At 42.7% G+C, this 11839-nt stretch carries 11 protein-coding genes; 7 read left to right on the forward strand and 4 right to left on the reverse strand.

Features of this window, described 5'->3' with window-relative positions; all coding sequences use genetic code 11:
* Positions 1 to 85: 85 nt before the first annotated feature.
* Entirely contained in the window at positions 86 to 2080 is a 1995-nt protein-coding gene (locus HCR01_RS24925; protein WP_193198767.1) for a primary-amine oxidase, read from the forward strand.
* Between the two features lie 51 nt (positions 2081 to 2131).
* On the opposite strand, the gene HCR01_RS24930 is transcribed toward HCR01_RS24925, so the two are convergent.
* Positions 2132 to 3787, reverse strand: coding sequence for an ABC transporter permease (locus HCR01_RS24930; protein WP_193198768.1), 1656 nt, complete (start codon positions 3785 to 3787; stop codon positions 2132 to 2134).
* Positions 3788 to 3941: 154 nt separating this feature from the next.
* The gene (locus HCR01_RS24935) at positions 3942 to 4952 is read right to left on the reverse strand and encodes an iron ABC transporter substrate-binding protein (protein WP_193198769.1); all 1011 of its coding nucleotides are present in this window, start codon (positions 4950 to 4952) and stop codon (positions 3942 to 3944) included.
* Between the two features lie 669 nt (positions 4953 to 5621).
* Between HCR01_RS24935 and HCR01_RS24940 the strand changes: the two genes are divergently transcribed.
* The 6 genes from HCR01_RS24940 (at position 5622) to HCR01_RS24965 (ending at position 10381) form a co-directional block, all read left to right on the forward strand.
* Positions 5622 to 5972: a hypothetical protein gene (locus tag HCR01_RS24940; protein ID WP_193198770.1), complete on the forward strand. Its 351-nt coding sequence runs from the start codon at positions 5622 to 5624 to the stop codon at positions 5970 to 5972.
* Positions 5973 to 6289: 317 nt separating this feature from the next.
* Complete coding sequence (locus HCR01_RS24945) at positions 6290 to 7642, forward strand: histidine phosphatase family protein (protein WP_193198771.1); 1353 nt, start codon at positions 6290 to 6292, stop codon at positions 7640 to 7642.
* Between the two features lie 85 nt (positions 7643 to 7727).
* Complete coding sequence (locus HCR01_RS24950; protein WP_193198772.1) at positions 7728 to 9047, forward strand: dihydroorotase; 1320 nt, start codon at positions 7728 to 7730, stop codon at positions 9045 to 9047.
* 115 nt (positions 9048 to 9162) lie between these two features.
* Positions 9163 to 9462: a XisI protein gene (locus tag HCR01_RS24955; RefSeq protein ID WP_226889604.1), complete on the forward strand. Its 300-nt coding sequence runs from the start codon at positions 9163 to 9165 to the stop codon at positions 9460 to 9462.
* A 221-nt stretch (positions 9463 to 9683) separates the two neighbouring features.
* The gene (locus HCR01_RS24960; protein WP_193198773.1) at positions 9684 to 9959 is read left to right on the forward strand and encodes an AbrB/MazE/SpoVT family DNA-binding domain-containing protein; all 276 of its coding nucleotides are present in this window, start codon (positions 9684 to 9686) and stop codon (positions 9957 to 9959) included.
* Positions 9956 to 10381: a putative toxin-antitoxin system toxin component, PIN family gene (locus HCR01_RS24965; RefSeq protein ID WP_193198774.1), complete on the forward strand. Its 426-nt coding sequence runs from the start codon at positions 9956 to 9958 to the stop codon at positions 10379 to 10381. Before HCR01_RS24960 ends, HCR01_RS24965 begins: the two co-directional genes overlap by 4 nt.
* On the opposite strand, the gene HCR01_RS24970 is transcribed toward HCR01_RS24965, so the two are convergent.
* Together HCR01_RS24970 and HCR01_RS24975 are read right to left on the reverse strand one after the other, a co-directional pair.
* A complete protein-coding gene (locus HCR01_RS24970) occupies positions 10353 to 11063 on the reverse strand; it encodes a caspase family protein (protein ID WP_226889605.1) in 711 nt (236 codons plus the stop codon). The genes HCR01_RS24965 and HCR01_RS24970 overlap by 29 nt on opposite strands.
* Positions 11056 to 11562: a hypothetical protein gene (locus tag HCR01_RS24975; protein WP_226889606.1), complete on the reverse strand. Its 507-nt coding sequence runs from the start codon at positions 11560 to 11562 to the stop codon at positions 11056 to 11058. Before HCR01_RS24975 ends, HCR01_RS24970 begins: the two co-directional genes overlap by 8 nt.
* Between the last annotated feature and the right edge of the window lie 277 nt (positions 11563 to 11839).

Below are 11839 nucleotides of genomic sequence, written 5' to 3' on the forward strand. Positions count from 1 at the left end.
TTTGACATTAATCTCTTAATTTATCGGTTTCTAGGCTATTGCTCGGAAATAGATAAATATACGTTTATTGGAAAAATGTAAAGGGATGATTAAGAGATTCCGTTTTTTTTGGATAGCTATTACCCTCATTGTCTTAATTACTATCTCACTAGGATTTATGGAAATGTTGTCTGCTCAGCAGCCCTCGATTTCCCATCCTCTTACTGAATTAACTGAGGTAGAAATTAGAACAGCTGTTTCGGTGATCAAAAGAGCAAAAACTTTGAGCGAAATGGCAGCTTTTCCACTGATTACTTTGCAAGAACCAGATAAAAATGAAGTTATAAAATTTACACCTGGTAAAGCCTTCCAGCGAAAAGCTTTTTTGGTAGTGTATGAACGTTCGCAAAACAAAACTTACGAGGGAATTGTTGACTTAACAAGCAAAACTTTAAGTTCTTGGAAAGAAATACCCTCTGCTCAACCTGCAATTATTAATCCAGAATATGAACTAGCAACTCAGGTAGTCAAAGCCGATCCCCAGTGGCAAAAAGCGATGAAAAGCCGGGGAATTACAGATTTCAATCAAGTTAAAATTAGTTGTTGGGCGCCAGGAATCCTGAGTCAACTCGAAGTTGTCGCAGGCGATCGCCTTTGTCGAGCTTTATCCTATTACAAAGGCGATCGCTGGAATTTTTACGGTAGTCCCATTGAAGGAGTGCTAGCAACCGTCAATTTGAATACAGGTAAAATTGCCAGTTTTGTTGATAGAGGAAAAGTACCTTTTTCCAAAGAAAACTGGAACTACGATGTTAAGTCCTTGGGCAAATTACTTTCACCACCTAAAGCATTGAAAATTTTCCAACCTAATGGTAAAAGCTTCCGGCTCAACGGTAATGAAATTAGCTGGCAAGGTTGGAAGTTTCGCTATATGATGCATCCCCGCAGTGGATTGGTGCTCTACCAAGTGAATTACAACGACGGGGGAAATGTCCGACCAGTGTTATACCGCGCTAGTCTATCGGAGATGGTAGTACCTTACTTTGATCCTGAGCCTACCTGGTCGTTTAGAAATGCATTTGATGTTGGGGAATATAACTTTGGTTTGTTAGCAAATACGATGGAGTTGGGAAAGGAAATTCCCGAAAATGGTCTTTTGCTAAACGCTGTGTTGGCTAATGAGCAGGGAGAACCTTATGTGATACCAGGTGTTCTCGGTATCTACGAGCGCGATCGCGGAATGCTCTGGAAGCACTATGAGTACAACACCAAACGCAACGATGTCCGTCGTAATCGAGAACTAGTTATGACGATGACTGCGGCGGTTGATAACTATGATTACAACGTTAATTGGATCTTTCACCAGGATGGGATGCTGGAGGTCGAGAACGAATTAACGGGTATCGTACTAGCACAGGGAACGGCTGCCGAAAAACAGTCTGAGGATAATTCCTATGGTCGGTTAATCGCAAAAAACATTGTCGGAGTGAATCATCAGCACTTTTTCAACTACCGTCTAGATATGGATGTAGATGGTCAGGCTAATTCTGTGATGGAAATGAACATGAAAGCCTTGCCAATAGATGAGAAAAATCCTGTAGGAAATGCGATCGCACTTGCAGAAACCCCACTAGCAAAAGAAACGGCTGCTGTGCGCGATATAGATATGAAACACAGTCGGGAATGGATGATTGTTAGTGCAGATAAGAAGAATAGTCTGGGGGCTGCTCCTGGATATATGCTGATGCCTGGAGGTAACTCAATATTTTTCCCTGTGGAAGGCTCGAAGATCCGCCAAAAGGCTGAATTTGCAACTCATCATGTCTGGGTAACGAAATATGAGCCAGATGAACTTTATGCTAGCGGAGATTATCCCAACCAAGGACAGCCGGGACAGGGTTTACCTCAATATATTGCAGACGATGAGTCTTTAATGGGTGAAGATATCGTGTTGTGGTACACAATGGGCGTGACTCATATTCCGCGATCGGAGGATTGGCCTGTGATGCCTGTTCACCGAGTTGGTTTTAAACTCGTTCCTAGAGGATTCTTTAGCCGCAATCCAGCTATTAATTTGCCTGAACCGATACCTTTAAACTAGCCTATTCCTCGTTCTGCGGCTCCATATTGCTCTTTGCTGGTAGCAAAACTGTTAATCAACCTCCCTTTGCAAACTACGGTATGCCTCTAAAGAGAGTCCTTTGAAGCGATTTTGAGACAACACCAACAACGTGGAACTAATTGAAATCACTAGCATTACTAGTACCGCCGCTGCTGCATCACTATAGGAAACACTCTCAGTTGCTTTCCAAATATGCGTTGCTAAGGTACTAAAGCCAATGGGAGCCAATAGTAATGTCACTGGTAACTCCTTAATTGCAGTCAGAAACACCAACGCTGCTCCACCCAGAACCCCCGGACTCACTAGGGGCAACGTAATTTCTTTTAAACTTTGCCAGCGGGTTCTGCCTAAACTCTGGGCAGATTCTTCTAATTGGGGATTAACTTGAAGCAGGGAACTCCGCACTGTGCCAACGGACTGGGAAACAAATAATACTAAATATGCAAATATCAGCATTGGCAAAGTTTGATATAACCAAGGCAGGTAATTTGCTCCCCAAAATACCAGAGAGAGGGCGACTACAATTCCAGGTAAACCAAAGCCAATATAGCTACAGCGTTCAATGGCGACGGTAATGCGACTGGGAAACCGGACTGCAAGGATTGCGATTGGCAAAGCGCAGAGAGTGGCTACTATGGCGGCCAATCCTGCGGCTACTATCGAGTGCCAAGCTAACTGCATCAGTTTCAGTAAAGAGATAATTTCACCTACGCCTGTGCTTGTTAATCCTCTGACTAGCCAAAACAAAGTGACACTTATTGGTAACACCAGACCCAAGCTAGCGATGACGAGGCAAAACAAAATTGCAGGCACTTGCCAAACACCAAGATGAACCAATGCAGGCAAACGGTAGGATTTGGTGGCACGACTGTAGTAGGCAGCTCGCGATCGCGCTTTGTATTCTAACCACAACACCAGCAAAACTAAACCCACCAGCATTAAAGCTAGCGCCGCTGCATGATTGCGATCAAATGTATATCTGTACTGCAGAAAAATCGCGCGTGTAAATGTATCAAATCGCATCACTGAAGTTGTGCCAAAATCCTGCAAAGCATTCAGCGTGACCAACAATCCTCCGGCTACAATTGATGGACGCAGAGTAGGTAAGGTGATCTGAAAAAAGGTTTCCCGCTGACTATAACCTAAACTCCTTGCAGCTTCCTCAATTGTTGGGTCAACGCCTTGCCATCCAGCCTGAATACTCAGCAGTAAATATGGATAGGAAAACAGAGTTAGTCCCAGAATTGCTCCAGTCCAACCGTAGATTTCTGGTAACTCCTGCACTCCTAGCGGTTCTAGCCAAAGTTGTAACCAGCTCCCCTTGGGGCCAAAAGCAGCAATTAAAGCAAAACCACCCACATAGTCGGGTACAGCTAAGGGTAATGTGGTAACAATCAGCCAAAATCGCCGCCAAGGTAAATCCGTCCGCATTGTGAGAAACGCCAGTGGTATTGCGATCGCAGCTGAAAGTAAAGTACTAACTACAGCTAGTCCAACGCTGTTAAACAACACAGTCAGCGTGCGGGGACGCGATATCAAAGCCAACAACTTTTCAGGGCCGACACCAGCCATGCGTATGACTAAGTAAGTCAAAGGTAGTGCGATCGCCATAGCCGTCAGTCCAGCTATGATTACAAGAAACAAAGGTGGATGATGAGTTTTTATACCTCTAATGCCTCTAAGCATAGCTTCTAATAAAAATTGCAAGGCTTGAGGAGATGAGAGATTACGGAAGAGGTAGATAGGTTACAGATGATTGGGAATAACCTGCACTCATTCCCCAGTCCCCAGTCCCCATTGCCCCTTATCCCCAGAGGGGGCCCCGAGTTCCCCAATCTAGTTACAATAAACCTGCCTCTTGGAGTATTGAGATAGTTCCCTTTAAATCAGATAATTCACTTAGATCAAGCTGCGGAGACTGTAGCTGATTCAGCGGAACTTGTTTGTGTGATACAGGGATGCCTTTTACCAACGGATATTCATAAAACTTCTGAGTCAGGTACTTTTGTACGTCTGGGCTGAGCATGTAAGCAACAAACTTTTCTGCATCACTTTTTTGATCGGTTGTATTCAGTACTGCCAAACCTGCCACGTTAATCAATGCTCCTGCATCACCACGTGTATGATGAATAGCGACGGGGAAGTTAGGATTTGTTGTGATAAATCGATATAGGTAATAGTTATTTACTAATCCCAAAGCGATTTCTCCCCGTCCTAAGGCCTCAACAATTGCAGAATTTTTGCTATAGTCTTTGGCTCCATTGGCTTTCATCGCCTTCAACCACTGCAAAGTTTTTTGATCCCCTTCTATGAGTCGCATTGCAGTGACAAAAGATAAAAAAGAACCGTTAGTAGGTGCCCAACCGACTTTACCTCGCCACTTCGGATCACTCAGTTGCATTACACTTGTGGGAAGTTCGCTAGCTTTCACAAGCTTAGTGTTGTAGTCGATTACGCGTGCGCGTCCAGAGATGCCAACCCATTGCCCGGCGGGAGAGCGAAATTGCTGAGCAACTTTGTTCAATAATTGCGTAGGAAGAGATAAGGTTCGCCCTTCTTTGGCTATAGCTCCCAAGGAACCAGCATCTTGAGCATAAAATACATCAGCGCGGCTATTTTTACCTTCTTCGAGGAGGGCGATCGCTAACTCAGTGGAGTCACCATAGCGTACCTGAATATTTATCCCCAAATCTTTCTGAGCTTTTTCAATCAGGGGAGCCATAATGTCCTCTTCTCGCCCTGAATAAATCGTCAATGTTTTTGAGGCCGCTACGGCTGAAATTCCCACTCCCCAGTTCAAAAGCACAGCAGCAATTACAAATGAGATTTGCTGTACTCGAATTGAAACCATTAAATTGACCTCCGATTCTAGATCTGGGTTATGGACAAGTATTTCTGCAAGTTCTTGTGAGATTGCAAGTATGTAGAAGATTAACGAATAGTTTAAGTAACGATAGGTTACATCCAGGTATGGATTAGGTTAACTTCAGGTAATTCAGTAAGTTAATAGTTATTAAGTACTGTAACAAAGATGACTTGCGGTTTTTAACTGTATAAATTAGGCAATTACTTGTTTGAGGAGGTGTCGCCTGTAGATATTCACGGTTCGTAAGAGCAAGAATAACCGTGCTAACTGCTTCGGATCGATACAAATGGTTTCAAGAAGCGATCGCTAGCAGGTCAAAGGCGCAAACAAAGAGAATTATAAAGACTATACGTTTTAATTGTAGAAGAACTATCCTATTAGTTCTTTGATTGAAAATTGAGCAACTGTCATATTATCTCTACAAGTCGAATTCAATTTTCTTAATATTTTATTAACAAAGTTTTGCATTATTTGCTACATTTTTTAAATAGTATTTTGTCTAGTTAATTTACTTAACCTAAAACAGCTATCGTTGACAACCTATGTATATACGAAATACAATCGTTTTTATATAAAGCCTGATGATAGACTTTAGCAAAAAAAATCGTTTAAAGAATAAAACCAAGCAATATAAATAGAATTTGGATACAACAAATGAACGCCAAAATTATTGCTTCCTTTGGAATGATACTGATCTTTGCAAGCTCAGGAAACTCGGTGTATGCACAATCACCATCGAACTCAAACCCAGTACAATATAAAACAACTGGTAATTCTCTAAATGGAATTGAGAGTAAAACAACCCAGGATGACTTCCTTATATTTTTCGAGCCAAATAATCTAGGAAGTAACTCCATCAATAACCGAAGAAACAATACTACTCCAGTTAAATTACGTCTCAACCAATCACAACCACTGCCAGATAGTTCTGTTTTTTTAGTACCAGTTGAATCGGGGAACGAAAATCAAGGAATGCGATTGCAGTTAGATCTGGAAAACGAGTAATTAGGTATACAGGTTGACCATACGAGCGTGCCGAGTTAGCGATCGCCCTACAGCCCTTCTCCTTTAGGAGAATGGAGGCGAACGGTTATCCTACGGTGGGCGCCTCCCCTTAGGCTACGGTGTACACGGGGACTTGGGATTAGGAAGGTTTTCTTCTGGAGCGAGACGCTGCGCGAACAAAACTTGGTTGGGGTCTGAATCCCCTTCCAAGTTTTCCCAGTTCCCAGTCCCTTTTTCAAATGCCAAATCTATCTATTAATACTTGTGCAGACATTTTGCAGTAAAATTAGTCCTTTAGATAGAGGAGGGCAAGATAGATGACTCGTGTCATCATTATGCGCCACGGTCAAAGCGGCTATAACACCGAGCGGCGTATTCAAGGGCGCACTGATGCGTCGAAATTAACAGAAAAAGGTCGTAACGATGCCACTAAACTAGGCAAAGCCCTCAGTAATATTTTATTTAATGCAATTTACAGCAGTCCCTTACAGCGAGCAAAACAGACAGCAGATATTATCCATAGTGAGTTAGCAATTCATGCTGGACAGTCTGCTATACCCCAAGCTTGTGATCATCTGCTGGAAATTGACTTGCCTCTGTGGGAAGCAATGCTTAGTGCTGATGTCAAGCAGAAGTTTGCCGAAGACTATCGCACCTGGCATGAACGTCCCCACGAAATGCGGATGCTGTTGAAAGATGCGGAGGGGACAAAAGAACATTTCCCTGTCCTGGCTTTATACAAACAGGCGCAGCAATTTTGGCAAGAAATTTTGCCCCGTCATCAAGGCGAAACCATTCTCATCGTGGGACATAACGGCATTAATCGCGCTCTCATTAGCACGGCGCTGAATATTCCCCCAAGCCGCTATCATTCAATCCAGCAATCGAATTGTGGCATTACCGTACTAAATTTTTCTGGGGGATTAGGGGAAGCAGTCCAACTAGAGTCTTTGAATCAAACACAACATACTGGAGAAACTCTGCCTTCATTGCGACCGGATCATGAAGGAGTACGATTGTTGTTGGTGCGTCATGGAGAAACTGAGTGGAATCGCCAAACCAGGTTTCAAGGACAAATTGACGTTCCCCTCAACGACAATGGTAGACAACAGTCGCAAAAAACAGGCGAATTCTTGCAAGAGATCGCGATTGATTTTGCAGTGAGTAGCCCAATGCTGCGTCCCAAAGAAACAGCAGAGATTATCTTAAAGCACCATCCTAATGTAGAGTTGGAATTGCAAGATGGTTTAAGAGAAATTGGTCACGGACTCTGGGAAGGAAGATTAGAAACAGAAATAGAGCAAGAGTTTCCCGGCGAGTTGCAGCGCTGGCGGACAGTACCAGCAGAAGTCCAAATGCCAGAAGGAGAAAATTTGCAACAGGTGTGGGAGCGCAGTGTTGCAGCTTGGCAATCAATTGTGGAAGTAGCACTAACTAAACAATTCAAAACTGTATTGGTGGTAGCTCACGACGCTACTAATAAAACTTTGCTTTGTCATATTCTCGGTTTACCACTAGAAAATTTCTGGAATTTCCGCCAAGGTAATGGTGCAGTTAGTGTCATCGACTATCCTGCTGGTCTAAATGGTTTACCAGTATTGCAAGCGATGAATATCACCACTCATTTGGGTGGAGGCGTACTAGATAAAACAGCAGCCGGGGCATTGTAAAAAAGTGAGAAGTGACGGGTGAGGAGTGAGGAATAAAGTTAGAGGTGACGAGTAAATAACTCATAACTGATAACTCAAACATTTTATGACTGAACTACTGCAACAAGTACGGGTGATTGACCCTGGTTTTGGAACTGACCAAATAGCTGATGTGCTAATTGCTGATGGTGAAATCCGAGCGATCGCCACGCACATTTCTGACATTAGTGCCGATACTCAAATCAGAGATTGTCGGGGATTAGTTCTTGGGCCTGGGTTAGTGGATTTGTATAGCCACTCCGGCGAACCGGGGTATGAAGAACGAGAAACTCTCTTGTCTTTCTTGCAAGCTGCTGCGGCTGGCGGTTTTACCAGAGTTAGCATTTTACCCGATACATCTCCATCCATCGATAACCCGGCTTTAGTGGCGCAGTTGCAAAATAAAGGTGGGGAGATGAAGAGAATGAGAAAGATGGGAGAGAAAGAGAAAATTAATTTGTCTCCCCCTGCTTCCCCTGCTCCTCCTCTCCCCCTGCTTCAAGTTTGGGGTGCTATTACCCTAGATATTGCTGGGAAGCAAATGACAGAATTGGCAGATTTGGCGAATGCTGGAGTTGTTGGTTTTAGCGATGGTCTACCTTGGGAAAATTTGGCGCTGGTGCGGCGGGTGTTGGAATATCTCCAGCCGTTGGGTAAACCAGTAGCATTTTGGCCTAGCGATCGCCAATTGACAGCAAACGGTGTAATCAGAGAAGGGCCAGAAGCGATTCGTCTGGGTTTACCACCTATACCCGCCAGCGCTGAAACTGCTGCGATCGCTGCTTTGTTAGAATTGGTTGCTGCTACGAGTACACCAGTACATATCATGCGTGTCTCTACAGCGCGTAGTGTGGAACTGATCGCCTCAGCAAAGGCTGCTGGATTACCCATCACCGCTAGCACTACTTGGATGCATCTTTTGTTAGATACAAAAGCGGTTAAAAGTTATCATACCAGCTTGCATTTAGACCCACCTTTAGGCAATCCCAGTGATGTAGCAGGATTGCGTGCGGGGGTACGTGCGGGTATTGTGGATGCGATCGCTATTGACCACGCACCCTACACCTACGAAGAAAAAGTTCAAGCTTTCGCTGAAGCGCCACCAGGGGCAATTGGTTTAGAGTTAGCATTGCCGCTGTTATGGCAGCACCTTGTAGAAACTGGGGAATTTACAGCTTTAGAATTATGGGGTGCTTTGAGCATTCGATCAGCAGAGTGTTTGGGTCAGAAAGTGAGTGCTATTACTTCTAATCGACTAGCAGAACTCACTCTATTTAATCCTCAAGAAACCTGGAAAGTAGAAAGGAAAAATCTTTATACACTTTCTAGTAATACACCTTGGTTAGGACAACAGTTGAAGGGTCGTGTTGTGCAAACTTGGTGTTAGTTGCAGTCACTTAAGTCTCTCCATTCGATAACTGCGATGCGCTAATTTATGACATCGAAAATGAGGTAATTGTCAGATGGCTAAATTAGAGGAATATAGAAACTATATTAAGTAGTTGCTAACAACAGCATATAGTAGGTATGAAAAATCTGATAGTCCAGTAGAAGCACAGACTATATTTGATACTGAACACGATCATTATCAGTTAGTATACGTGGGTTGGCAAAACAAGCGACGTGTATATGGTTGCGTATTACATTTAGATATTAAAAATGAGAAAATTTGGATTCAGCATAATGGAACGGAAGCTAATATTGCTGATGAATTAGTGGCTTTAGGTATTCCAAAACAAGATATTGTGTTGGGATTTCACTCGCCTTATAAAAGACAGTTTACAGATTTTGCTATGGGTTAAGATAGGTTAATAAGGAATTTGAATTGGGTTGTGCGATCGCTTAATTTGAGTTGAGTCTGAAAATGGAAATGGAATGAACTCCTCAATACCTCGTTCCTTGACTCTGGCAAGGAATAGCGTGCAAACATCGTGTTAAGGGCATTCAATCGGTGTTAATGCAAATTCTCAAAGCAATTTGCAAGTTATAGCAATACAATCTAACTTAGAGGAAAAATTACATCATGGAAACAAATACAGATATTTTAGTGAAAGTGACCGCAGAAGGTCAATTAGAACTTCCAGCAGAAATTCAAGCAAAACTGAGTCCTGGCGATGAATATATGGTATCAATTACAGAAGCGGAAATTGTTCTGAAAAAAATCCACAAGCCGACTGTAAACCTAGATGAATTTCTCCAACGCCTTGATGAATTGGAACCAGACCCTAATCAACCTTCTCTAGAAGAAATTAGTGAAATTGTCAAGGAAGTGCGACGGGAAAGACGTTCTAAAGCATGAGAATTGTATTAGATGTCAATGTTTGGATTTCGGGTTTGCTTTGGGGCGGTATTCCTAGTAAATTCTTGCATTTAGCACGAAATGAAAGAATCACCATTTTTGCCTCCCAAGCACTGTTTTTGGAACTAGAAACTACTCTCAGACGTGCCAAATTTCAATCGCGCTTAGAGATGCGAGGTTATACAGTTGAATCTTTAATGTCTGTCGCCGAAGGATTTTCCGAATCGTGTTCGACAGAAGTTGTAGATGTTCCTGAATTACGTGATCCAGATGATATTGTGATTCTAGAAACTGCCAATTCAGCTAACGCTAAAGTTATTATTACTGGTGATTTAGATTTACTGGTCTTAAACGAATTTAACGGTATTCAGATTTTGACACCACAAGTTTTTCTCAGTCGGCATTTTCCTGATATGCTCTAATTTTGAAAAAGTTCATATAAACCAGTTTTCTATTTGTAGTTCTTGCCTTAGCGTAAGCGTGCAGTTCTTGTACATGAATATTGCCATCGTTGTCTGTGTCTGCTGCACCTGTCTCAATTCCCTCAACTAAATACTGAGTGTAGAGCGAAAGCGGTAAACCTTCTTGCTCAAATGAAGTTTGAGTTGCACTCGAAGATGTGAGAACAACTCGTCCCTCAGCACCAAGCTGCTTTTTGATATCGACACCGACACTTTTTGTCCGCCAACCTTGAGCGTAAGCACCACTGTAGCAAGCATCCAAAATCAATACTTGCCGTTTGGCGTAGCAGTTATTTGATTGTCCTTGGATAAAATTTGCGTCTACAGCAGTAGCTTCAAAATCGTTTTTAGCTGTAATCCGAGTCGTTAAATAAAGATGACCATCATCATTAGTAATACCATGACCAGAGAAAAACAATAATACTAAGTCATCTTTTGTAGCTTCTCTAAACAGCCTTTGAATTGCCCTTCGCATGGCGATCGCATCAGGATTAAGCAGTCGTTCCACCTGCTCAAAACCTCCCAGACTTGGGTTTTGCAAAACTCGCTGCATAGCTTCTACATCATTGAGAGCAGATGATAGAGCAGGTATCCCTTCACCGTATTCACTGACTCCAATCAGTAGCGCTATCTTCTTAGCCATTTTTGCCGTCACCCATTGCAGCCAAAAGGTCTTTTGCTATTCTCTCACTCTCTAATAGCTCTCGTTGGCTTTTCGCTTCAATGTTGACTTCTTTATCTCCAACTTTGACACTAATTTTCATCGGCTTGTCACCCAAGCGATCGCCCAAAAAACTTAAAAAGCTGTTGACATTCTTTATGCTTACTTCAGCCGTTAGCACTCCGATTAAAGTGGCAAAACCTGGCTTACTTCCTGCTTCCGGGTTCAAATCTTCCGCGCGATCTGCCTTCTCTACCTCATCCAAATCCCGAATTTCCCATAGCAGCTTGTTCGCTATTTTTTGTCGTCTCTCATCATCTAACTCTGGATCGTCAACGGCAAAGGTGAATTTAATGGTGGGTTCGCCTGTCATTTTAACCTCCAAAGTCCCGTTATCTACGCAGTGTTCAGCTACACTTCCAAATTCTACGATTCCGGTCAGGAAAAAGATAGTCCACAGGCGATCGCTTGTCGATTTCATGTATACCAACGAGAAAATTTCTCTTAACAAGACTTAAAAAATTAGGTTTCTGGACGACAAATCTAGGTTTTTTCGGAAGTGGTACTAGCTATAAGTTTTAAGAGATTGGCTCTCTAAACATCCCTTAGAATAAAAAGGATTAGAGAGGAACACTTTTATAAACATCTAACAAGAGTTTACGCAAATCTCCAAGTCACGCCCCGAAGTGTCATTTGACGTTTTCTAGCTACATGACTCTAATGTTACTGTGATTTAGGAAATGGCTTTAGCTGCTAAA

Origin of the sequence: Nostoc sp. MG11 (genome assembly GCF_014904695.1) — a bacterium.
GTDB lineage: Bacteria > Cyanobacteriota > Cyanobacteriia > Cyanobacteriales > Nostocaceae > Komarekiella.

What these genes read in the sequence shown, in the direction of transcription:
- HCR01_RS24925 (WP_193198767.1), top strand. Translation starts at nt 86, where the DNA reads ATGATTAAGAGATTCCGTTTTTTTTGGATAGCTATTACCCTCATTGTC.
- HCR01_RS24935 (WP_193198769.1), bottom strand. Translation starts at nt 4,952, where the DNA reads ATGGTTTCAATTCGAGTACAGCAAATCTCATTTGTAATTGCTGCTGTG.
- HCR01_RS24945 (WP_193198771.1), top strand. Translation starts at nt 6,290, where the DNA reads ATGACTCGTGTCATCATTATGCGCCACGGTCAAAGCGGCTATAACACC.
- HCR01_RS24970 (WP_226889605.1), bottom strand. Translation starts at nt 11,063, where the DNA reads ATGGCTAAGAAGATAGCGCTACTGATTGGAGTCAGTGAATACGGTGAA.
- HCR01_RS24960 (WP_193198773.1), top strand. Translation starts at nt 9,684, where the DNA reads ATGGAAACAAATACAGATATTTTAGTGAAAGTGACCGCAGAAGGTCAA.
- HCR01_RS24930 (WP_193198768.1), bottom strand. Translation starts at nt 3,787, where the DNA reads ATGCTTAGAGGCATTAGAGGTATAAAAACTCATCATCCACCTTTGTTT.
- HCR01_RS24965 (WP_193198774.1), top strand. Translation starts at nt 9,956, where the DNA reads ATGAGAATTGTATTAGATGTCAATGTTTGGATTTCGGGTTTGCTTTGG.
- HCR01_RS24975 (WP_226889606.1), bottom strand. Translation starts at nt 11,562, where the DNA reads ATGAAATCGACAAGCGATCGCCTGTGGACTATCTTTTTCCTGACCGGA.
- HCR01_RS24950 (WP_193198772.1), top strand. Translation starts at nt 7,728, where the DNA reads ATGACTGAACTACTGCAACAAGTACGGGTGATTGACCCTGGTTTTGGA.
- HCR01_RS24940 (WP_193198770.1), top strand. Translation starts at nt 5,622, where the DNA reads ATGAACGCCAAAATTATTGCTTCCTTTGGAATGATACTGATCTTTGCA.